Raw genomic sequence first — 22,962 nt, 5'->3', positions numbered from 1 at the left:
TTGTGTTAAGGTCACAAGCATGGCGATAAAAGAAGGCCTCCGCCCGGGGGGCCGCAGTGCCCGGGTACAAGAATCGGTCCATTCGGCAGTGCGTGAATTGCTGGAAGCCCATGAGCGCTCCAGCGTCACCGTACCGATGATTGCTGCGCGCGCGGGCGTCACGCCCTCGACCATCTACCGGCGTTGGGGCGATTTGTCGGTGCTGCTCGCGGACGTGGCCCTGGCCCGCATGCGCCCCGACAGCGCGCCCGCCGACACCGGCAGCCTGCGCGGCGACCTGCAAGCCTGGGCCGAGCAATACCTGGATGAAATGAGTTCAGAGCCCGGCCGCAACATGATGCGCGACCTGCAATGCATGATCACGCCGGGCTACTGCGTGAGTATCCTGAGTGGGCAGTTGCAGGCGATTGTCGACCGCTATCCGGACCAATCGCCACCGAGCGTGGACCACTTGATCAATCTGCTGGCGGCGCCGACGGTGTTTCGGATTCTCTTCTCATCCGCGCCGCTGTCGGTGCAAGAGCTGCACGGCCTGATCGAGTTGGCACTCAAACCCTGAAGGCACACTGCAAAACCCAAAGTGGGAGCGGGCTTGCTCGCGAATGCGGTGGATCAGTCAGAGATGTATCGACTGACAGACTGCATTCGCGAGCAAGCCCGCTCCCACATTTTTGACCGCGTCGAGGTTACGTACGCATCCCACGCCCGCTCACCAGCAACCGCGCACAACCGATATACAGCACCACGGTCGCCACGAGCATGAAGGTGATCGCCACGCTGATCTTGATGTCCGACACGCCCAGGATGCCGTAGCGGAAGGCGTTGACCATGTGCAGCACCGGGTTGGCCAGCGACACGGTCTGCCAGAACGGCGGCAGCAAGGTGATGGAGTAGAACACCCCGCCCAGGTACGTCAGCGGTGTCAGCACGAAAGTCGGGATGATCGAGATGTCATCGAAGTTGCGCGCAAACACCGCGTTGATGAAGCCGAGCAGCGAGAAGATCGTCGCGGTCAGCACCACCACCAGCAAGGTGACCCCGAGGTGGTGTACCTGCAGATGGGTGAAAAACAGCGACAGCAGCGTCACAATCACCCCGACCATCAGGCCACGCAGCACGCCGCCCAGGGTGTAGCCGATCAGGATGGTGTGCGGCGAGACCGGCGAGACCATCAATTCCTCGATGGAGCGCTGGAACTTGCTGCCGAAGAAGCTGGAGACCACGTTGCCGTAGGAGTTGGTGATCACCGACATCATGATCAGGCCCGGGACGATGTACTCCATGTAGGTGAAGCCACCCATGTCGCCAATCTGCCGGCCGATCAGGTTACCGAAGATCACGAAGTACAGGACCATGGTGATCGCCGGCGGCAGCAGGGTCTGCGGCCAGATCCGGGTAAAGCGCTTCACTTCGCGGTAGACGATGGTTTGCAGCGCGACGATGTTGGGTTGCAGTTCGGAACTCATACCGCCACCTTCGCCAGATTTTTCTCCACCAGGGACACGAACAACTCCTCGAGGCGATTGGTTTTATTGCGCAGGCTCAGTACTTCAATGTTCTGGGCCGCCAATTGGGTGAACAGCGCGGTGATGCCCATGGCCTTGTCCACCTGGACTTCCAGGGTATGGCTGTCCACCAGGCGGCTCGGGTAGCCGAGCAGTTGCGGCGAGACCGACAGGTTGTTCTTCAGGTCGAGCAGGAAAGTCTCCACATGCAACTGGCCCAGCAAGTTACGCATGCTGGTGTTCTCGACGATGGTGCCATGGTCGATGATGCCGATGTTGCGGCACAGCTGCTCGGCCTCTTCCAGGTAGTGGGTAGTGAGGATGATGGTGATGCCCTTCTGGTTCAGCTCGGTGAGGAAGGTCCACATCGAACGGCGCAGCTCGATGTCCACGCCAGCGGTGGGCTCGTCGAGGATCAGCAGGCGCGGTTCATGCACCAGCGCACGGGCGATCATCAGGCGCCGCTTCATGCCGCCGGACAGCGAGCGCGAAGGCACGTCGCGCTTGTCCCACAGGCCCAACTGGGTCAGATACTGCTCGGCGCGTTCCTTGGCGACTTTCGCCGGAATGCCGTAGTAACCCGCCTGGGTCACGACGATGTCGAAGGTCTTTTCAAACTGGTTGAAGTTGAATTCCTGGGGCACCACGCCGATCGAACGCTTGAGCGCCGCCGGGGATTTGTCCAGGTCATGCCCGAAGATATTCACCGTGCCGCTGGTCTTGTTGACCAGGGTCGAGAGGATACCGATGGTGGTGGATTTGCCGGCACCGTTGGGGCCGAGCAAGGCGAAGAAATCACCCTCGGCAACGTCCAGATCGATACCACTCAGGGCCTGGAAACCGTTGCCGTAGGTTTTGGTTAGCTGCCGGATGGACAGAGCGGAACTCATATCGGATTACGCACCAAAGAAGGGAATAGAAACAATAGATGAGGGCGCAGCCCACGTAGTTCAACGGCGGCGCATGACAAGCATGGTGCTTGCCCGCGCCGCACAAGTACAGTCACCCGTATTAATAGTGGGTATTAAGTCAACGCAGTCATGACCGCCTTGCGGTAGGCCGGACGCTGCTGCAGGCGCTGGTACCAGGCCTCCAGGTGGGGCATCGAAGGCCGTTCGATGGGCATTTCAAACCAGGCGTAGATGAAGCTGCCCAGGGGAATATCGCCGATGCCGATTTCATTACCCGACAGATACGGCTGCACTGCGAGCGCCTGGTCGACGGTCTTGAGTACATCGATACAGGTCTTGCGCCCGGCGTGGATGGTGTCCCAGTTCTGTTTGTCCGCGGGGGTGCGCAGCACGCCCCAGAACACGGTCCTGAACGGGTCGGCGAAGGTCGACGTGGTCCAGTCCATCCACTTTTCAGCGTTGGCCCGCGCCTTCAGGTCGGTGGGATACAAGCTGGATGCCTGCTTGGCACACAGATAACGCACGATGGTGTTGGATTCCCACAACACGAAGTCACCGTCTTCGATCATCGGCACCCGGCCGTTGGGGTTCAACGCCCGGTATTGCGGCGTGTCGACCACACCAAAAGCCCCGCCCGCATCAATTGCCTCATAGTCCAGGCCGAGTTCCTCGGCGCACCAGAGTGCCTTCCTGACGTTTGATGAATTTTTACGACCCCAGATTTTCAGCATGACCGCGCCTTATTGTTGATGAACATGGCTAGATGAACGCAGCAGCATACGCCGGTTCACGCGCGGCTCAAATCACTCTGCATATCGCCCAGCAACGTCGGCATGTCCTCGGCAAACAAGTGCGGGTAACACTGCTGGATATGGGCGAAGAAAAATGCCTCGGGCACGTCGGGAAATTGCCCGTGGTCCACCACGTACTCCATCGAGCGCCGGCCCTGGCGATTGAACGCATGGAAAACACTGTCGTGGAGGCCATCGAACTCCAGCGGCGGCACATCGAACAACTCGCACAACTGGCTGTTGAACGCCGGCGTCGCCTTGACCCAGCGACCGCGCAAGTACAGTTCGGTGTAGCCGTGCATGGCGAACACGTCGCTTTTGAGCAACGCGATCAGGCGTGGCGTCGACAGGTGATTGCGCACGTCGGCCAGGCCGATGCGTGCCGGGATCCCGCAGTGGCGGGCACAGGCAGCGAGCAAGGTGGCCTTGGGCACGCAGTAGCTTTCGCCGGCAGCCAGGGCATAGCTGGCGCTCAGGGTGCCTGGGTCGCGACTGAAGGTGTAGGGGTTGTAGCGAATCGCCTCACGTACGGCGTAATAAAGACTGACCGCCTGGTCACTTAAATCCGCGCTGGGACCACGATGTTTTTCGGCGAACTCCACCACCGCAGGGTGGTCACTATCGATGAAGCGGCTGGGACTCAGGTACGTATCCATGAGCTTGATCTCCGAAGGAAGCCTTGAGTTTAACGACAGGTCCGCCACAGAGATAACGACGATTCGGCCAAATGTCGGCGCCTGAAGATGGGTGCTTCCAGCACAACTCGTTACACCCTGATCACCCCGCTTGCTCGGATGCCGACTAAGCTCGTTGGTGGTTTCGCCCCTGGTTTCACGGAGGATTGAATATGCTGTTGTTGTGGATACTGGTTCTGGTGGTCGGCATTGCCTACCTGGCACACCGGCGCACCGCGCCCCTGCCCGCCCTGGGCGTGGTCGCCGTCTACCTGTTGGCGATGGGCGCCTGGAGTCACGCTCCCGGCTGGTTGCTGCTGATCTTCTGGGTGCTGCTGGCCGCCGTCGCGGCGCCGTTGTTGCTACCGGACCTGCGCCGCCAATACTTCACCAAGCCGCTGTTCAGCTGGTTCCAGAAAGTCCTGCCGCCGATGTCCGAGACCGAGCGCGATGCCATCGACGCCGGCACCGTGTGGTGGGACGGCGAACTGTTCAGCGGTCGCCCGGACTGGGACAAGTTGCTGGCCTATCCCAAGGCGCAACTGACCGAAGAAGAACAAGCGTTCATCGACGGCCCGACCGAAGAACTCTGCGCCATGGTCAGCGACTGGGAAATCGGCCAGGCCATGGACCTGCCGCCCGCTGCCTGGGAGCACATCAAGACCCACGGTTTCTTCGCCCTGATCATTCCCAAGGAATACGGCGGCAAGGGCTTCTCCGCGTATGCGCACTCACAAGTCGCGATGAAACTCGCCACCCGCAGCGGCGACCTGGCGTCGACCGTGATGGTGCCCAACTCACTCGGCCCGGCCGAATTGCTGCTGCACTACGGCACCGATGAGCAACGCAACCACTACCTGCCCCGCCTGGCGCGCGGCGATGACATCCCCTGCTTCGCCCTGACCGGCCCGCTGGCCGGCTCCGACGCCGGCGCCATGCCCGACACCGGCGTGATCTGCAAAGGCGAATGGGAAGGCAAGGAAACCCTCGGCCTGCGCCTCAACTGGGAAAAACGCTACATCACCCTGGGGCCGGTCGCGACCCTGCTCGGCCTGGCCTTCAAGGCACATGACCCGGACCACCTGCTGGGCGAGGAAGAAGACCTGGGCATCAGCCTGGCGCTGATCCCCACCGACACCCCCGGCGTGGAAATCGGCCGTCGCCACCTGCCCCTGGGCGCTGCCTTCATGAACGGCCCCAACTCCGGCAAGGACGTGTTCATCCCCCTGGAATTCCTCATTGGTGGCCAGGAAATGCTCGGCAAGGGCTGGATGATGTTGATGAACTGCCTGTCGGTCGGCCGTTCGATCTCCCTGCCCGCTGTCGGCACCGGCGCCGCCAAGTTCACCAGCCTGGTCACCGGCCAGTACGCCCAGGTGCGTGAGCAGTTCAACGTGCCGCTGTCGGCCTTCGAAGGTATCCAGGAAGCCCTGGCGCGCATCGGCGGCAACGCCTGGCTGATGGACAGCGCGCGCATGCTCACCGCCAACGCCGTCGACCTGGGCGAAAAACCCTCGGTGCTGTCGGCGATCCTCAAGTACCACCTGACCGAGCGCGGTCGTGAATGCATCAGCCACGCCATGGATGTGCACGGTGGCAAGGGCATCATCATGGGCCCCAACAACTACCTGGGCCGCAGCTGGCAGGGTGCGCCGATCTTCATCACGGTAGAAGGCGCGAACATCCTCTCGCGCAACCTGATGATCTTCGGCCAGGGCGCCATCCGCTGCCATCCGTTCGTGCTCAAGGAAATGGCCCTGGCCGGTCGCGAAGACCATGACCAGGCACTCAAGGAGTTCGACGGCCTGCTGATGCAGCATATCGGTTTCGCCGTGAGCAACGCCGCCAGCACCCTGGTGCTGAACCTGGGCGTGGGCCACTTCGAAAAAGCCCCGGGCAACCGCCTCAGCCAAGGTTACTTCCGCGCCCTGAATCGCCAGGCTGCCGCCTTCGCCCTGCTCGCCGACCTGAGCATGATGTTGCTCGGCGGCGAGTTGAAGCGCCGCGAACGCCTGTCCGCGCGCCTGGGCGATGTGCTGAGCCACATGTACCTGGCCTCGGCAGCACTCAAGCGTTATCACGACCTGGATTCGCCGGATCACCTGGAACCGCTGTTCGCCTGGGCCATGGAAGAAAGCCTCGGCGAGTCGGAGCGCGCACTGGATGAACTGCTCAGCAACTTCCCGAACAAGGTACTGGGCTGCCTGCTGCGGGTCATCGTGTTCCCGTTCGGGCGTCGCCATACCGGGCCGTCCGACGCGCTGGATGCCGAAGTGGCCGCGGTGATTGGCCGTGCCAAAGGCGACCCGACCCTGGAAGAACTGCTGGCCGGCTGCTACCGCCCACAATCGGCGGAAGATCCGGTGGGTGCCCTGCAACATGCCTACGACCTGCTGGGTGCCAGCCACCCACTGCAGAAAAAACTGCACAGCGCGCTCAAAAGCGGCCAGGTCAAGCCGACTGCCGGCGAACATGCGATCGACGCTGCATTGCACGCCGGCGTGCTGCAACCGGCTGAAGCACAGACCCTGCGTGACGCCGAGGCGGCGCGGCGCAAGGTGATCGACGTGGATGATTTCAGCAAGGAAGAGCTGGAACACACCGAGGGTAAAGTCCGCTGAGTCCAGCGGTCATATAAATACGGGCGCGAGGGCTATATACTCTCGCGCCCGTTTTTGCTTTAGAGGACTTATCTCGTGTCCAACGTCGTTGCCGATCATCTCGTCTTGCTCGACCACTTGCGCAGCATCCTGGTTGCCGTCGGCGAAGCCGAACAGGTACCCGAGGAAAGCCACACCCTGTTCCTGGAGCGCTTCGACGAATTGCGCGCCCTGCTGCCGATCGACCCGATCGAAAGCCAGTACCTGGGCCAGGACCTGATGAGCCAGGTCATCCTGCGCTACCCACAGATTGCCCACCTGGTACCGCGCGACCTGCTGTGGTTCTTCGGTGGTGACTGCCTGCACTTCATGCCTGACGAAGAACTGGACCTGTACCAGGCCCTGGAAGAGCGTCGCTTCGAAGCCGAACAGAACGACGAACCGTTCGACTGGAACCAGGAAAAGCAGCTGCTGGCCATGCCGCAGGACCAGAGCAAGCACTGATCAACTCCCACGATTTCCCTTGCAGGAGCCGGCTTGCCGGCGATGGCGGCCTTGAGTCCAGCGGTGGCTTCAAGGGCCCATCGCCGGCGCCCCGGCTCCTACCAGGTGTTGGCGGCGCAATGTCGGCTCCTTCGCCATGCATTCCACCAGATAGTCGATAAACACTAGCAACTTCGGCGACAGGTACCGCGTCGGCGAATGCAGCAACCACGCCTCGCCATGGTAGGACGCAATAAAGTCCCATGCCGGCAACACCTGCACCAAGCGCCCCTCCTCCAAGGCATGCCGCGCGGTGAAATACGGCAGGCTGCCAATCCCCACATGCTGCAACACCGCATCCAGGCGTACCCCGGTGTGGTTCGCCGCATAACGCCCGTGCACACCTACCGTTACCGCCTTGCCCGCCTGGCGAAATTTCCAGCGTGAGTCCGCCGGGGTTTCACCCAGGTAGATGCAGCTGTGTGCGAGCAAATCCTGGGGGTGACCCGGCGTGCCGTGCTCGGCCAGGTACTGTGGGGTCGCGCACAACAAGTGCTCGATGGGCAACAGCTGCCGTCCGACCAGCCCCGGCGGCGGGCTGTCGGTGATGCGGATGCTCAGGTCCACGTTGTCATCGATCAGGTCCACGTGCCGGTCCTCGAGGATCAGTTGCACATCGACCTTGGGATAGCGCCGCAGAAACTCCGGCATATGCGGGTGCACCACAAACCGCCCCACCGCCTTGGGCACACTGACCCGCACCTGACCTTCGGCCTCATGGGTGAACTGGCCGCTGATCTCCATGACCGAACGCGCCGCGTTGACCATCTCCTGGCAACGCTTGAACACCTCTTCCCCGCCCTCGCTCAGGCGCAGTTTGCGCGTAGTGCGTTGCAGCAAACGGGTGGCCAGGGCCTTTTCCAGGCGCGAGATGCTGCGACTCACCGAAGACGGCGAAGCCCCCATCTGCCGGGCCGCCTCGGAAAAGCTGCCGGCTTCCACTACCTTGACGAAAATCGCCATTTCACCCAGCAGCGGCAAGGGAAGATTGATGCTCATAGCGCACAGGTCCATTGAGAGTTGAGCGGATTATCACCCATCTTCGCACTATTTATACTGCTCGCAGAACCTTGATGCGGATGTAGATAATGACCGAGCGCCTGTTTTTCACCCACGATCACCTGACTGCCGAGCTTGAAGTGCTGGACTGCACGCCGCACGAAGACCTCTTTGCCGTCACCCTGCAGTCAACCCTCTTCCACCCGCAAGGCGGCGGGCAACCTTTCGACACCGGCTGGCTCGGCGAGGCCAACGTCCTGCGCGTCACCCAGGAAGCCGATCGCGTGGTGCACTACACCGACCGCCCCGTGGCGCGTGGCTTGATTACCGCACGGGTCGACGAGCAACGCCGCGCCCTGCACACACGCCTGCATTCCGCCGGGCACTTGATCGGCAACGTTGGCGAGACCCTGGGCTGGATGCCGATCAAGGCGCATCACTGGCCGGGCGAAGGCAAGATCACGTTTATCCGTGGCGACGCCGCCCAAGTCCTCGAGGCCGAGACGATTCAACAGCAAGTCAACCAGTGGATTGCCGCCGACTATCCGCGCCATATGACCCTGCAAGACGGCACCCGCGAAGTCGGCTTCGGCGAACTGCCGGCCTACGCCTGCGGCGGCACGCATGTACAGGCGCTGAGCGAACTGGGCCAAGTGACCATCCTGGCCCTGTCGGAGAAAAAGGGCGCACTGTCGGTGCGTTACACCCTCGACTGAAGCGCTACGCCTGGCTTGCTGGGTGAGATTTGCCTACATGGCAGGTGTGCTCCCTCTGGCAGATGCACCCACAGTGGCAGGTGTGCTCACCGTGGCAGATTCCCCCGCAGTGGCAGGTGTGCTCCATCTGGCAGATCCACCCACAGTGGCAGGTGCCCTCCATCTGGCAGATCCACCCCCAGTGACAGGTGTGCTCCATCTGGCAGATCCACCCCCAGTGACAGGTGCCCCCACTCTGACAGGTTCCCCCCCCCCCCCCCGTGGTGAGCAGGCTTGCCCTGCGTTGGGCTGCGCAGCAGCCCCAATAAGGCCGCTGCGGTTTTTCTGGGAAAAACTCCAGTCAGGTTTGGGGGCTGCTGCGCAGCCCAACGCAGGGCAAGCCTGCTCACCACAACAAGCCTGCTCAACATGACAAACCTGATTGCCACAGCCCCCCCAACTGCCCGCTGCGACAGATAAGTCACTGTGTCAGGTGCACTCGCTGTGATAGGCAAACCTACAGTGTCAGGTTCCCCCGCCGTCACAGGTGTGCTCCATCTGGCAGCCTTCCCCCCGTGGTGAGCAGGCTTGCCCTGCGTTGGGCTGCGCAGCAGCCCCAATAAGGCCGCCGCGGTTTGTCTGGAAAAACTCCAGTCAGGTTTAGGGGCTGCTGCGCAGCCCAACGCAGGGCAAGCCTGCTCACCACAACGAACCTGTTCACCACAACAAGCCTGCTCAACATCACAAAACTTGATTGCCATAACACCGTGCTTGCCCCCCCAACTGCCCGCTGCGACAGATAAGTCGCTGTGTCAGGTGCACTCGCTGTGATAGGCAAGCCCACAGTGTCAGGTTCACCCGCCGTCACAGGTGTACTCCACCTGGCAGCCTTCCCCCTGTGGTGAGCAGGCTTGCCCTGCGTTGGGCTGCGCAGCAGCCCCAATAAGGCCACCGCGGTTTGTCTGGAAAAACTCCAGTCAGGTTTGGGGGCTGCTGCGCAGCCCAACGCAGGACAAGCCTGCTCACCACAATAAGCCTGCTCACCACAACAGCCTGCTCAACATGACAAACCTGATTGCCACAGCATCGTGCTTGCCACAACAAACCCTATCGCCCGTCTCCAGGCGATGCCTCAAGCTGTCATCACACCCGCCCTGCCCGGCTCCGTCACAAACGACTTGAGAGTCGACACGCCAGCCTGTGGATCGCGCGGGTCGCTGATCGCGCGAAACCTCGTCAGCATCTGCCGCGCCTCCAACTGCACCGACACGTACCCGCGCTGGCGACTGTCGAAAAACTTCACGTGCGGGTTGAGTGGCAACAACTGGGAAAATGCATCATAGGGCGGGCCATCGGACGTCACCGATGAGCCGACGAATTCGGTGGCCACGATCGGTGAGTCCAGATCATTGCCATCGACGTGCAAGTCCGTGGCCCAGAACGAATGGATATCACCGCCCCAGAACACCGGGTTGTTGACGCGATGGCGCTGGATCGATGCGAGCATCCGCGAACGGTTGGCCATGTAGCCATCCCAGCCATCGGTCCAGCGCCCAAGTGCCTGGCTGGTCGGGTCGCGCTGGGTCAGCGGCGCCACCAGCAAGTCCTGGGCGATCACATTCCACTGCGCCCGCGACTGCGCAAAACCCTGGTCCAGCCAGGCCTCCTGCTGCCAGCCGAGCATAGTCCGCGCGGGGTTGCGCAGGTCGGCGCAGGTGTTGGCGGCGATATGCCCCTGGTGGCTGCCGTTGGCCGGAATGCACGGTTGTTCGGAGCGATACTGACGGCCGTCGAGCACGTGGAAACGCGCCAGTCGGCCGTAGTCCAGGCGCCGATAGATGCGCATATCCGGGCCTTTGGGCACGCTGCTCACACGCAGCGGCATATGTTCATAGAACGCCTGGTAAGCCGCCGCGCGCTGCTGGAGAAATTGCGCCACCGGGATCTTGGGATCCTGGGACCAGCGATTGGCGTAGTCGTTCTGCACTTCGTGGTCGTCCCAGGTCGCCACGCTGGGCGCGGCGGCATGCAAGGCCTGCAGGTCCGGATCGGTTTTGTACAAGGCATAACGGTTGCGGTAATCGCCCAGGCTCACCGCATTGCCGCTGCCGTGGGCGCGAATGATTTTGCCTGAGTCCGCCGCGTAGGAGCTGTCGTAGATATAGTCACCGAGAAAAAACACCAGGTCAGGCTGCTCTGCCGCGAGGTGACGGTAGGCGCTGAAATAGCCGCGCTCCCAGTGCGAGCACGAGACAAATCCCAACTGCGCCGACGCCAGCGCCTGCACGGCGGGCGCCGTACGTGACTGCCCCACCGGGCTCTGCGCGCCGAGGCCTTCGAACTGATACCAATACGGCCGGCCCGCCTCCAGCCCGGCGACTTCCACGTGCACCGAATGGGCCAACCGCTCGCTGGCCATGACCTCGCCCTGTCGCACGATGCGGGTCATCGCCGCATCGCTGGCGACCCGCCAACGCACCGCCACCGCACGGTTCAACCCACCCCGGCCATCCACTGCATTGAACAGCGGCGCCAGGCGCGTCCAGATCACAAAGCCATCCGGCAACGGGTCGCCCGACGCCACGCCCAGGGTAAACGGATAGTCGACCCCGGCACTGCGCGCGAACGGACTGAGGATCGAAAACGTGGTGGCCACCGCCAGCCCGGCGAGTACCCGGCGCCGGCCGTGGTCGACGCCGCCGCTCACACCCGGTACTCCCACACCTCACGCACCGTGGCGAACACCAGCAGGTCTTCATGCACGCCGTTCTTGAGGAACGCGCCGCGCATGCAGCCTTCATATTGCAGGCCGATTTTCTCCATGACCCGCGCCGATTCCTTGTTGCGACTGAAGCACTGGCTGCCCACGCGATGCAGGCCAAGTTCGGCAAAGCCGTAGTCCATCAATGCTGTCGCCGCCTCGGCCGCGTTCCCCCGGTTGCGCGCATCCGCCGCGACCCAGCCGCCCAGGTGCCCGTAGCGATGAGCAGCATTGATGCGCAGGCTGACGATACCGATCAGCTCGCCATTGTCACGCCGGTGCATCCCCAGGCTCAGCAACCCCGTCGAGCGATATTTCGCCTGCATGCCGTCAATGAAATCCAGCGCGATTTCCAGGGTGTAGGGCGATGGAATGCTGGCGGTGTTATCGGCGATCTTCGGACCGTTGGCGAGGGCGCACAACGTCTCGGCCTGGGTTTTTTCCAGGGCGCGCAACAGCAGTCGCGGGGTGGACAGATGGGGCAAGTCGCTGCTCATTTCCGGGGGGCCTCGATGTAAAGTTTTTGAGAATGGCCGCGCTTCGTTTCAATTCTGTTACGTCACAAAAATGACTTGTGAATGCCCTGTAAGACGCGTCCTAGAGCCCTCAAAACGTCAATTAAAGTTAACCATTCGGTCATTTTTGGTTGTTAGCGTGTCGCCCCTAATTCAATGACGGGGTAGCGGAATGAGAACCTGGGACGAACCGAAAAAACGCAAGGCGCACATCGAGCTGATCCCGATGATCGACGTGATGATGTTCCTGTTGGTGTTTTTCGTACTCGTGAGCCTGAACGTGATTCCGGCCCTCGGCATGAAGACCCAACTGCCCAGCGCCAGCAGTTCGCAGCAGCTCAAGCCGCAGAACAAATTCATCCTGACCCTGGGCCTGGAAGGCCAGCTGCAACTGGATGGCAAGGACCTCACCGTCGATGCGCTGGTGCCGGCCTTGAAGGCGGCCGAAAAGCCTGACACCAAGTCGACGATCATCGTCAACAGCGACAAGGGCGTGGAAGTTTCGCGCCTGGTGGAGGTGATGGACACCCTGCGTCTGGGTGGCTTTACCTCCGTGTCCATCGCCACGCGCAAGTCGTGATCATGTACGTCCTGTTTCGTGCGCGACAGCTGCTGGGCAGTGTCCCGGCCCTGATCGCCCTGGTGCTGATTGCACTGGGAATCCAGTCCCAGACGTTGAAGGTTGAACCGGTGTACGACGAGTCCGCGGTCGAGCTGGCGTTGGTCGAACCCGAGCCGCCAGTGACCCCGGAGCCGGTGGTGGAACAAGAGCCACCGCCGCCGGTGATCGAGGATGAAGAGGCCGAGCCGGCCCCGCCGCCACCGCCGCCCAAGCCGTTGCCAAAACCTGAGCCCAAGCCCAAGCCGAAACCTCAGCCAAAGCCTGTTGTGGCCAAGCCATCGCCCGTGCCGACACCGCCGCCGGTGGCCGCCAAACCGGCCCCCGCCGTGGCGGCCCAGGCCGCGCCAACGCCGGCACCACCGGCCCCGCCGAAAGTCGACGGCCAGGCACTCGAAGGCGGCTATCTCAAGGGTTTGCGCAACGAGTTGGACACCTACAAACAGTACCCCACCGGACGCCAGGCTTCCCTCGAACGCCCGACCGGCGAAGTCGTGGTCTGGCTGCTGGTAGACCGCCAGGGTCGCGTTCTGGACTCCGGCCTGCAAACCCAGGCCTCGAGCATGTTGCTCAACCGGGCCGCCACCAACAGCTTGCGTCGCATCAAGCAAGTCAAGCCGTTCCCCGAGCAAGCCTTCGGGGGGCGCAATGAGCAGCGCTTCACCGCCACCTTCAACTACAGCGTGCAATAAGCACCCGACACCAGGACGACAGTGATGAGGTTCACACGTATTCATCTGGCACTTGTTGCCGCAAGCATGGGCCAGGGCATGGCCATGGCCGACACCAGCAACAGCGACGTCGGCACCATCGGCGTCCAGGGCAAGGCCACTGCGGGTGGCGGCTACATGGTGCAGGAAGAAAGCATCAAGGGCCGCTCCACGGTGACCAAGGAGGCGCTGGATAAACAGACCGCCACCGGCAACGCCATCGACAAGCTCAAGTACACCCCGGGCCTGAACATTTCCAGCGAAGACAACACCGGCCTGTCGGGCTTTCGCTTCACCATGCGCGGGCTCAACTCCGACCAGGTGGGGATGTCGGTGGACGGCATGCCGATCAACGACTCGGGCAACTACGCGCTGTATTCCAACCTGCTGGGCGACCCGGAAAACATCGACCAGATCTTCGTCACCCAGGGCTCCTCGGAAGCCGACGGCCCGCACATCGGCTCCAGCGGCGGCAACATCGGCATCGTGACGATTCGCCCGACCAAGGAAACCGGCGCGTTCGTCAAACAGGTGATGGGCAGCAACGCCACCCGCAAGACCTTCGCGCGGCTGAACACCGGTGAAGTCAACGGCCTCAGCAACTGGCTGTCGGCGTCCCACACCGAAGGCCAGATGTGGCGCGGCTCGGGTGCAGTGCGGGCGGACAAGGTCGAGTGGAACAGCTTCTTCGATGCGGGCGACGGCAACACCGCCAACCTGATCCTCAAGTACCACGAACAGGACAACAACAGTTACAGCCAGCTGACCAAGGCGCAGTTCCAACAGAACGGCCGCAAGTACGACCCCTACCCGGCAACGCCGACCGTGGGTGCCAATGGCAAGTACAACAGCTATTACGCGCTGGCGCAGAACCCGTTCCAGACCTTCACCGCCGTGCTCAACACCCAGCTCAAACTGGCTGACAACCTCGCGCTGTCAGTGATTCCGTATTACTACTGGGGCAACGGCAGTGGCGTCGGCTCGTCCAGCTATGCGCTGAACAGCGGCTCGAACCAGGGCGGCGTGTTCGACCTGGGCAACTTGCCTACCGGCGCGCAGTACAACGCCGATGGCACGCCGAACAGCGGCGTGTACTACCGCCCTTCACGCACGCAGACCTGGCGTCCGGGGATCACCACCAAACTGAACTGGGACCTGGGTGATCACAGCGTGCAATTTGGCTACTGGTACGAACGCGCGCGCCAGAGCCAGACCCAGCCGTTCATTCCGCTCAAGTCCAGCGGCAAACCGGTCGACACCTGGCCCGACTCCAACGACGCCGTGGTCGATGCCAATGGCAACACCATCCAGGGTCGCGACCGCTTCACCATCACCCCCGCCCAGAAGGTCTGGGCCCAGGACACCTGGTACATCGACCCGGACTGGACGCTGGTGGCAGGCCTCGCCTACATGAACGTCAAGCGTGACGGCACCAACCACGGCAGCCTCACCGAACAGGCGGAAAAACGTAACCAGACCTACAACAAACTGCTGCCCAACGTCGGCCTCAAGTACCAGCTGGATGAGCGCGACCAGTTGTTCTACAGCCTGTCGCGCAACATGCGGATCCCGCAGAACTATGTGCTGTACGACAAGGGCCTGGACTCGATCAACTCCAAGCCGGAAACCAGCTGGAACCACGAGTTGGGCTGGCGCTTCACCGGTGACGACATGACCGTGGCGGCGACCTTGTTCTACATGCAGTTCAAGGATCGCCAGGTCTCGTCCAAAGACATCAACGGCGACTTCGCCGACATCAACGCGGGCGCGGTCAACAACAGCGGCCTGGAGCTGGAGTGGAGCGGCCTGCTGCCCAACCACTTCAACTACTACACCTCCTACACCTACACCAAGGCCGAGCAGCAAGACGACCTGACCGTGTACAACGCCGGCAAAGCCATCGTGCTGCCCACCAGCGGCAAGCAATTTGCCAACGTGCCGAAGAACATGCTGGCGGCCAACATCGGTTATGACGACGGTCGCTTCTACGGCACCTTCGGCGGCAAGTACACGAGCAAGCTCTACGGCGACCTGACCAACGATGAAGCCATTTCCGGGCGCACCGTGTTCAACGCCGGCGCGGGTATCTACCTGCCGGTGGACAAGAAAGTGGTCAAGGACGCCACCCTGCGCCTGAACGTCGACAACCTGTTCGACAAGAAATACCTGGACGGCGTGTACACCACCAAGACCAACGCCGCGACCTACGGCGGTTTCCGCGACGGCGACCCGGCGTACATCGTCGGCCTGGAACGCACTGTGACGGTTTCTCTGGAAGCCAATTTCTAATTGCGAGGTAAGCGAACATGGACATGAACCTGCTCCACGACATCACCTTCTATGTGATGTATGCCGCGATGGCCATCGCCATCTTCATCACCATCGAACGCGGTATCTACTTCGCCTACGTGCGTCGCCAGGCTCGCGCGCTCACGGCGGTGCTGGACGCCAACGTACACAGCGAGCGCGACTTGCCGCAGGGCTTGACCCAACGTGACAGCCTGCCCTTGAGCATGGTGTTGCCGGTGCTGGCACAGAAAGCCTCGCACGGTTCACGCAAGGACCTGGATGACGTGATCGAAACCCAGTACCTGACCACTCGCGCGCCACTGGCCCGCAGCCTGTGGATCATCGAGACCATCACCACGGCCGCGCCGCTGTTGGGCTTGCTGGGTACCATCCTCGGCATCATCGACACCTTCAAGGCGCTGGCGAGTGCCGGGGTGTCCGACCCAGGGCAGATTTCCGGTGGCATCGGCACGGCGCTGTTCGCCACTGGCCTGGGGATCGCCATCGCGCTGTTCTGCGTGGTGTTCCACAACTTCTTCCAGGACAGCCTGGAGCGCATCAACGACCAGTTGAAAATCCTGCTGATCCGCGCCGCCACCGGCGCCCGGGTACAGAGTGAAGTGCCGCACCTGGTGCCGACACCGTTGCACAGCCGCACGGCGTGATGGTTACAGCGGGCGCGCAATGCGCCCGCTTTCTTCGTTGATAGAGGTCCCAATGTCTGCCTCCTTGAAATTGCGTATCGCAGGCCTGGCCGGCTTGCTCATGAGTCCGCTGGTTCAGGCGGACTTTTCGATTCCGGGGTTTGAACTGGTGCACACCGTGCCGGTGGATACCACGCTGGGCACCGACGATTTGCGCCAGCCGGGGCCGGTGTGGATCGCGTTGTTCGATGGTGCCAAAAGCCGCATCGATATCGGCCAGTTCTATGCCGCCGACCATCCTGGCTCGGTGATGGACACGGTGATCGAACACCTTGAGGCCGCCGGCAAACGCGGTGTGAAGATTCGCTTCTTGCTGGAAGAAAAAGGCATCAAGTTGTCAGAAGCTTCCACGCTGGAACGTTTGCGTGCGATCCCCAACCTGACCTTCCGTGTGCTGCCCTATGGGCAACTGAGCGGCGGGATCATCCACGCCAAATACATGGTGGTGGATGGCAAGCAGGCATTTGTCGGCAGCCAGAACTTCGACTGGCGCTCCCTGGAACATATCCACGAAACCGGCCTGCGCATCAGCGACGCCACCGTGGTGAGCCAGGTCCAGGCGATCTTCGAACAGGATTGGCGCGCCCAGGCAGCGCTGACCGAGCACACCCCGGTGCCCCTGCCCGCAGCCAGCGAACCCCCTGCGCGCACTGGCAACTATCTGGTCGCCAGCCCGCAGCGCTACAACCCGCCGGGTGTCGGCGATTCACAACTGGAGTTGCCGCGCCTGCTCGGTGAAGCCAAAAAAGAGGTGCGCGTGCAACTGCTCGACTATGCGCCGCTGTCCTACGGGCCGGATAAAACCCGCCCTTACTACGCGGTGATCGACAATGCCGTGCGCGCAGCGGCGGCGCGTGGGGTGTCAATCAAGCTGATGGTGTCCAACTGGAACACCGACAAACTGGAACTGCCCTACCTGAAAAGCCTGGCGGTCCTGCCCAACGTCCAGGTCAAGATCGTCACCCTGCCGCAAGCCAGGCAAGGGTTTATCCCTTATGCGCGGGTGATCCACAGCAAGACCATGGAGATCGACGGCCAGGTCGCCTGGATCGGCACCAGCAACTGGCTGGGTGGGTATCTGGATAATTCGCGCAACCTGGAAGTAGTGATGCGCAGCGAAGCAATGGCCAAGCGTGTCGGGCAACTCCATGAGCAATTGTGGGATGGGCCCTACGCCAAGGCGTTGAACGTAACCGAGGCGTACCCCGAGCCCCACCCTGGCCAGCCCTGACTCAGGCCACCTGCAGGCGCTGGCTCACCGACGAAAATAGTCCAGGCACTGTGATCCGCCTGGCAATGCGCGTCATCGTCGGCAAGCCGGCTCCTGCGAGACCCTTTGCGTAGACCCTCGCCCGTGGAAAAAAGAGGTGGTAGTGTGTGGAAATGTTTCTGACATATCGATCAGAAACTTCCTACTCACTACCTGCAAAGGAATGCGTCTCTCAATGCACTTTCCACTCAAGCAACTGGCGGCTGCCACCGTGTTCGCGGCCAGCCTTTCGGCCATCGCCACACCTGCCTTCGCCAACATCACACCCGACCAAAGCACGGCGATTCTCAAGAGTTTCAACGAAACGTCCGTCACCGATTTCCGTGGTTTCCTCGGCGCACTGGCCAAGGGCGAGCTGGGTAAAACCAGCGACGTCGGCCCGGCAATCAGTGCCTTCCTGGATAACAAAACCCTGAGCGCCGACCAGCAGAACGAAATCAATCGCCTGCTCGGTATCTACACACGCGTGAAGTACGGCAAGGCCGCCACCGAAACCCTGCGTGAGCTGGTGGAAATCCCGACCTTCAACGTCGACGGTGTGCCGCAGTACAAGAACCCGGAATTCATCAAGATCGCCGGCAAGATCCAGGCCCTGGCGAAAGACTTCAACCTGAACTTCCGCAACATCGACAATCGCGTCTACGAGATCTCCCTCGAAGGCAGCGGTGATGAAGTGGTCGGTATCCACGCCCACGCCGATGTGGTGCCGGTGACGCCAGAGAACTGGGTGCTCAAGGATGGCACCAAGCTTGATCCGTTCAAGGTCACGCTGATTGGCGATCGCATGTACGGCCGTGGCACCGAGGATGACAAGAACGGCATCGTGGTGGCCCTGTACGCCATGAAAGTCATCAAGGAAGAAAAGCTGCCGCTGGCGCGCAATTTCAAGTTGCTGGTGGACACCACCGAAGAAACCTCCGGCGACGCGATCCCCTATTACTTCGAGCACAACCCGACGCCGCAGTACAACCTGGCGCTGGACGGCGGCTACCCGGTGGTGATTGCCGAGAAAGGCTACGGCACGGTCATGGCCACCTTCCCGCGTCGCAAGGGTGAAGGCAAAGGCGCGGAAATCATCTCGATGACCGGCGGCATGGCGACCAACCAGATCCCTTCGGCCTCGGTCGCGACCTTCGTCAGCGACAAACCGGCCGAGCTGGCCGCCAGCCTGCAAAAGGCCGGGACCGAATACGCCAAGCGCAACGGCGGTGATTTTGCAGTGGCCGCCAAGGTCGACGGCAAAAACGTCAAGCTGACCGTCACCGGCGTGTCCGCTCACTCCTCCGAACCCGAGTCCGGGGTCAACCCGGTCGCGCGCATGCTGGAGCTGATCCACAGCGTCGACGGCAAGATTGCCCTCAAGCACAACCACATCACCGACGCGGCGCGTTATGCGTCCGACAACTGGGGCCTGGATTACCTCGGCGGCAAATTGGGCGTGGGCTTCTCCGATGATTTCATGGGCCCGTTGACCACCTCGCTGACCTTTGTCGGCCTGGATGACAAGGCCTTCAAGCTGGCGGTGAACCTGCGCGTGCCGAAGGGCAAGTCGCCGGAGAAACTCAAGGCCGAGATTGCCGACAAGCTGAATGCCTGGGACAAGCAATCCAAGGTCAAGGTGGACTTCACCTACTCGGTGGCCGAACCGATGTACCGCAACCCGGAAGGTGAATGGGTCAAGGCTTTGTTGGCCGTCGCCAGCGAAAACCTGGGCATGGAGCACAAGTTCGGCACCTCGGCCGGCGCGACATCGGTGCACGAACTGCCCAATGGCGTGCAATTCGGCCTGGCGCGCCCGGAAGTGAAGTACACCGGGCACACCGACAACGAGTTCAAGACCGTCGACCAGTTCCTGCTGGACCTGCAGATCGTCACCGAAATGATGAGCCGTATCGGCCAGCTGCCGAAGCTCTGATCCAAAGGAGCCCGCCGCAATGGCGGGCTCTTCAGGCTTGCAGCATCAACATATCCTCGAAAAAACCACCGACCGGCTCCGTGGGATGGCACAGCTGGATCTCCAGGACCCAGGCCATTTCACTCGGCGGGATTTCCAGGTCCGCCAGGTCCTTGCACTCGAACAACGCGTGGGGGAAATCCGCGAGGCGATGCCCCGCGAGATTGCGCGCCAGCCTCCAGCCTTTTGACACCGCACTCTGCTCGGCAAAGTCATACAGTTCGCGACCGGTGAGGCCCCGTAGCCAAGCGTCGCGGGTCGCATCGAACACTTCGTGCAGGGCCGTCCTGCATGCCAGGTGCAACGGCGAGTCACCGAATACAAAGGTATCGCCATAGTCGCCCTCGTAGCCGTCCCACACCGGGCCCAGGTCGACCACGACAATATCGGTGGCGCGTAGCCTGCGTTGACGATCGATACCTTCGCGGGGTGGGCGAACGGTATCGTCACCAAAACGAATATAAGTCGGATGCCAGGTGTGGGACGCGCCCATGGCCTGCAGTTGTTCGGCGGCCATATCAAGGGCTTCGCCGGTGGTCATGCCCACCTGCAGGCGGCTGGCAATTGCCGCCAGGGCGCGTATGGACTGGTCGCGCGCCGCCAGCATGCCGTCCAGGGAGTAGCGCGGACCAACTTTTTCCCACACAGGATGCAGCGGCTTCGATGCCGTGCCCGCACTCGACCGGCCGCTGGGCACAAAGGCTTCCGCGACAAACCGATGGCCCGGCAGGCCCGCTTCCAGGCACTCAATACGCACCTGGGTGATCATTGCTCCGCTACCGCACGCGTACACGTGGGCCACTTCCCAGTGATGCCCATGGCTCAGCGCCACTTCCTGCACCCGGCCCTGCGAGGCCAGCACCGGATGCCAGTGAAAACGCGGGTGCTCGATCACCGCTGCGTCCAAGAACACGTGGTCATAAAAATCGGCCGGCTGCGCACCGCCCCAGTACAACGTCACCTCGACATCGCGTTTCAAGGCGCTCAGCAGGATAGGCTTGATCCCAGCGTAGCCGGTGCCCGTGGCGAACAAGACTACGGGCGCATCGTCATGGTCCTGCCAGGTACAGGCACCAAACGGCCCTTCCAGTTGCAACAGGTCGCCGGCTTCCAGGCACCCCAGCAGGGTTTCGGAAAACAGCCCGCCGCTGACCTGGCGAATCTGGAAGACCAGCCGCCCCTCGTCTTCGGCCGGCAGGTTGGCGATCGAGAAACAGCGCGAGTCGCCGTCGACCAGTTGGATCTTGAGGTACTGGCCCGCCCGCACCGCCAAGGGCGTATCCGGCATCACCACCAACTCGATGATGTCGGGGCTGAGTGCGCGTTTGCTCAGCACGGTCGCCTCGACGACCAACGCGGGCGAGTCCAGCGACCAGCCGGGAATTTCCAGGCGCATGTCGCCGCAGGCGTGGCTCTGGCACAACAACATCTCATTGGCTGCCAGCGGATAGCAGGGCGCCGGTGCATCCGGCGCGAGCTGTTTGGCCCGGTACTGACCTTCTGCGACCACCACCTTGCACGACCCACAAGCACCGCGGCGGCAGGAAAATGGCACGGACAGGCCGTGGGCGAGCATCGCATCCAGCAACAGCTCATCACCGGCCTCAACGGTTTTCCCCGAGGGGGACAGTTCAATGACATGACGTGTATTCATAACAACCTCGGGGTAAGTGAGGCTTGATTGTTGCGCTAGACTAGGCCCATTAAAACCTCCAGTTTTGGATACTTCAGATGGTCCAGATGCGTAAATGGCGTCCGCTGCTCAAGCTGGACGAGGGTGACGGCCAGGCGTCCTACCGCAAAATCGCCGAAGGCCTGGTGACCGCGATCGTTGAAGGGCGATTGCCGCCCGGCACATTGCTGCCGGGCACGCGGGAAATGGCGCAGTTGCTCGACGTCAACCGCAAGACCGTGATCCTCGCCTACGAAGAAGCGTTGACCAAAGGCTGGCTCGTCAGCGAGCCACGCCGTGGGACCTTCGTCAACGCGCAGCTGACGCCCAAGCAGTTGCCGAGTCGCGCGCAACAGTCATTCGCTCCGCCCATCCTCGCGCAGGCGGTCGCCCCGTATTTCGCCCAGAACGCCCAGGTGACGGCACTGCAGCATCGGCATGGCGCGCTGTTTTTCGATAACGGCACCAGCGATCACCGCTTGCTGCCCCAGGCCGTCCTGCATCGCTACTACCGCAATGCATTGCGCAACAGCTTCAGCTCCAACACCGTGCGCTACGGCAGCGAGGGCACGGGCTACCATTTGCGCTGCGCCCTGGCCGAGATGCTGCGCAACAACCGCGGATTGACGGTCAGCGCCGAGAATATCTGCCTCACCCAAGGCACCCAGGTGTCGCTGTACCTGACCGCGAGCCTGCTGCTCAAACCCGGAGACGTGGTGCTGGTGGAACGCCTGAGTTACCCACCCGCGTGGGAGATTTTCCGCAAGCTGGGCGCGCAACTGGTCACCGTGGAGATGGACGAAGAAGGCTGTCGCACGGACCAGATCGACCGCCTCTGCCGCGAACACAAGGTGCGGATGATCTATCTCACCCCACACCACCAGTTCCCCACCACCGTGAGCCTGCACGCGGCGCGACGCCAGCAGCTGTTGGCGTTGGCGGCACTGCATGATTTCTGCATCATCGAAGAAGACTACGACCACGAATACCACTTCAACGGGCGGCCCTACCTGCCCCTCGCCAGTGACCGCTCGCAGCGCCATGTGATCTATGTCGGTTCGTTATCCAAAGCCCTTGGCTCGACGTTTCGCTGCAGTTATGTGGTGGCGCCCACGGATGTGATCCAAGCCCTGCACAGCAATGCCGCGCTGATGATGGGGGATGCCGATGCGGTCGCGCAGAAAATGCTCGCCGATCTGATCAATGATGGGGAGCTGAAGAAGCATTTGCGCCGGGTGTCGAAGGAATACCGCGTCCGCCGCGAAACCTTGCAGAGCTGCCTGCATGAGGCGTTCGGGGATCGAATCAAGGTACGGGAGCCGGAAGGTGGCCTGGCGCTGTGGGTACGCTTCGACGATGAAATCAACGTCGAACAGATGGTCAGCGCGGCGCTGGATCACGGGCTGGTCGTACGCAGTGGCCGGCAGTTTTCGCCGCTGGACCAGCCGGAAAATGCGCTGCGCCTGGGCTTTGCAGCACTCAATCAGGCAGAAATCCGCGAGGCTACAGTGCGTCTGGCTCAAGCGGCGAACTTGCGATAAAACGCGCACAAACAAAAACGCCGATCATTGCTGATCGGCGTTTTCATTGAATATGGAGCGGGAAACGAGACTCGAACTCGCGACCCCGACCTTGGCAAGGTCGTGCTCTACCAACTGAGCTATTCCCGCAAATGGCGTCCCCTAGGGGACTCGAACCCCTGTTACCGCCGTGAAAGGGCGGTGTCCTAGGCCACTAGACGAAGGGGACA

General features: G+C 62.0%; 19 protein-coding genes and 2 tRNA genes. 11 read left to right on the top strand and 10 right to left on the bottom strand.

Annotated features, from left to right (window positions below; all coding sequences use genetic code 11):
- Positions 1-19: 19 nt before the first annotated feature.
- On the top strand, positions 20-559 hold the full coding sequence (locus AC07SI_RS30150; RefSeq protein ID WP_120448018.1) for a TetR/AcrR family transcriptional regulator: 540 nt from the start codon (positions 20-22) through the stop codon (positions 557-559).
- Positions 560-686: 127 nt separating this feature from the next.
- Here AC07SI_RS30150 and AC07SI_RS30145 read toward each other — a convergent pair whose 3' ends face one another.
- The 4 genes from AC07SI_RS30145 to AC07SI_RS30130 all read right to left on the bottom strand — a co-directional run bounded on the left by AC07SI_RS30145 (position 687) and on the right by AC07SI_RS30130 (position 3,863).
- On the bottom strand, positions 687-1,466 hold the full coding sequence (locus AC07SI_RS30145) for an ABC transporter permease (RefSeq protein ID WP_065901419.1): 780 nt from the start codon (positions 1,464-1,466) through the stop codon (positions 687-689).
- Positions 1,463-2,395, bottom strand: coding sequence for an ABC transporter ATP-binding protein (locus AC07SI_RS30140; protein WP_065901421.1), 933 nt, complete (start codon positions 2,393-2,395; stop codon positions 1,463-1,465). Before AC07SI_RS30140 ends, AC07SI_RS30145 begins: the two co-directional genes overlap by 4 nt.
- A gap of 134 nt (positions 2,396-2,529) precedes the next feature.
- Positions 2,530-3,147: a glutathione S-transferase family protein gene (locus AC07SI_RS30135; RefSeq protein ID WP_106804664.1), complete on the bottom strand. Its 618-nt coding sequence runs from the start codon at positions 3,145-3,147 to the stop codon at positions 2,530-2,532.
- Between the two features lie 56 nt (positions 3,148-3,203).
- The gene (locus AC07SI_RS30130; protein ID WP_106804665.1) at positions 3,204-3,863 is read right to left on the bottom strand and encodes a transglutaminase-like domain-containing protein; all 660 of its coding nucleotides are present in this window, start codon (positions 3,861-3,863) and stop codon (positions 3,204-3,206) included.
- A gap of 191 nt (positions 3,864-4,054) precedes the next feature.
- Here AC07SI_RS30130 and AC07SI_RS30125 point away from each other — a divergent pair, with 191 nt between their 5' ends.
- Both AC07SI_RS30125 and AC07SI_RS30120 read left to right on the top strand, forming a co-directional pair.
- Positions 4,055-6,502 carry an acyl-CoA dehydrogenase gene (locus tag AC07SI_RS30125; protein ID WP_065901428.1) on the top strand — a complete coding sequence of 816 codons (2,448 nt, stop codon included), beginning with the start codon at positions 4,055-4,057 and terminating at the stop codon, positions 6,500-6,502.
- A 75-nt stretch (positions 6,503-6,577) separates the two neighbouring features.
- Entirely contained in the window at positions 6,578-6,985 is a 408-nt protein-coding gene (locus AC07SI_RS30120) for a PA2817 family protein (protein WP_010567536.1), read from the top strand.
- A 69-nt stretch (positions 6,986-7,054) separates the two neighbouring features.
- Here AC07SI_RS30120 and AC07SI_RS30115 read toward each other — a convergent pair whose 3' ends face one another.
- Positions 7,055-8,023: a LysR family transcriptional regulator gene (locus AC07SI_RS30115; protein WP_495007101.1), complete on the bottom strand. Its 969-nt coding sequence runs from the start codon at positions 8,021-8,023 to the stop codon at positions 7,055-7,057.
- An 89-nt stretch (positions 8,024-8,112) separates the two neighbouring features.
- Here AC07SI_RS30115 and AC07SI_RS30110 point away from each other — a divergent pair, with 89 nt between their 5' ends.
- Positions 8,113-8,739, top strand: coding sequence for an alanyl-tRNA editing protein (locus AC07SI_RS30110; protein WP_106804668.1), 627 nt, complete (start codon positions 8,113-8,115; stop codon positions 8,737-8,739).
- Between the two features lie 1,111 nt (positions 8,740-9,850).
- Here the strand turns inward: AC07SI_RS30110 and AC07SI_RS30105 are convergent.
- Positions 9,851-11,425, bottom strand: coding sequence for an alkaline phosphatase D family protein (locus AC07SI_RS30105; protein WP_495007105.1), 1,575 nt, complete (start codon positions 11,423-11,425; stop codon positions 9,851-9,853).
- Positions 11,422-11,976, bottom strand: coding sequence for a GNAT family N-acetyltransferase (locus AC07SI_RS30100; protein ID WP_495007100.1), 555 nt, complete (start codon positions 11,974-11,976; stop codon positions 11,422-11,424). Before AC07SI_RS30100 ends, AC07SI_RS30105 begins: the two co-directional genes overlap by 4 nt.
- A gap of 190 nt (positions 11,977-12,166) precedes the next feature.
- On the opposite strand from AC07SI_RS30100, the gene AC07SI_RS30095 reads away from it, so the two are divergent.
- The 6 genes from AC07SI_RS30095 (at position 12,167) to AC07SI_RS30070 (ending at position 19,501) form a co-directional block, all read left to right on the top strand.
- Positions 12,167-12,574: an ExbD/TolR family protein gene (locus tag AC07SI_RS30095; RefSeq protein WP_005786670.1), complete on the top strand. Its 408-nt coding sequence runs from the start codon at positions 12,167-12,169 to the stop codon at positions 12,572-12,574.
- Positions 12,575-12,576: 2 nt separating this feature from the next.
- Positions 12,577-13,305 carry an energy transducer TonB family protein gene (locus AC07SI_RS30090; RefSeq protein WP_065901440.1) on the top strand — a complete coding sequence of 243 codons (729 nt, stop codon included), beginning with the start codon at positions 12,577-12,579 and terminating at the stop codon, positions 13,303-13,305.
- A 24-nt stretch (positions 13,306-13,329) separates the two neighbouring features.
- Entirely contained in the window at positions 13,330-15,612 is a 2,283-nt protein-coding gene (locus AC07SI_RS30085) for a TonB-dependent receptor (protein WP_495007099.1), read from the top strand.
- A gap of 17 nt (positions 15,613-15,629) precedes the next feature.
- Positions 15,630-16,277, top strand: coding sequence for a MotA/TolQ/ExbB proton channel family protein (locus AC07SI_RS30080; RefSeq protein WP_065901446.1), 648 nt, complete (start codon positions 15,630-15,632; stop codon positions 16,275-16,277).
- 52 nt (positions 16,278-16,329) lie between these two features.
- The gene (locus tag AC07SI_RS30075) at positions 16,330-17,547 is read left to right on the top strand and encodes a phospholipase D-like domain-containing protein (RefSeq protein ID WP_495007098.1); all 1,218 of its coding nucleotides are present in this window, start codon (positions 16,330-16,332) and stop codon (positions 17,545-17,547) included.
- A gap of 214 nt (positions 17,548-17,761) precedes the next feature.
- The gene (locus tag AC07SI_RS30070) at positions 17,762-19,501 is read left to right on the top strand and encodes a dipeptidase (protein WP_065901452.1); all 1,740 of its coding nucleotides are present in this window, start codon (positions 17,762-17,764) and stop codon (positions 19,499-19,501) included.
- A 31-nt stretch (positions 19,502-19,532) separates the two neighbouring features.
- Here AC07SI_RS30070 and AC07SI_RS30065 read toward each other — a convergent pair whose 3' ends face one another.
- Positions 19,533-21,194, bottom strand: a complete 1,662-nt coding sequence (locus AC07SI_RS30065) for a M24 family metallopeptidase (protein WP_495007097.1) — start codon at positions 21,192-21,194, stop codon at positions 19,533-19,535.
- Positions 21,195-21,271: 77 nt separating this feature from the next.
- Here AC07SI_RS30065 and pdxR point away from each other — a divergent pair, with 77 nt between their 5' ends.
- Positions 21,272-22,753 carry a MocR-like pyridoxine biosynthesis transcription factor PdxR gene (pdxR, locus tag AC07SI_RS30060; RefSeq protein WP_495007096.1) on the top strand — a complete coding sequence of 494 codons (1,482 nt, stop codon included), beginning with the start codon at positions 21,272-21,274 and terminating at the stop codon, positions 22,751-22,753.
- A gap of 53 nt (positions 22,754-22,806) precedes the next feature.
- Here pdxR and AC07SI_RS30055 read toward each other — a convergent pair.
- Positions 22,807-22,882 (bottom strand) — tRNA-Gly (locus AC07SI_RS30055).
- A 3-nt stretch (positions 22,883-22,885) separates the two neighbouring features.
- A tRNA-Glu gene (locus AC07SI_RS30050) sits at positions 22,886-22,961 on the bottom strand.
- Position 22,962: the final 1 nt, after the last annotated feature.

It is taken from the genome of Pseudomonas sp. GW821-FHT05D12 (genome assembly GCF_059419825.1).
This window is presented reverse-complemented; position numbering and strand designations above follow the sequence as displayed.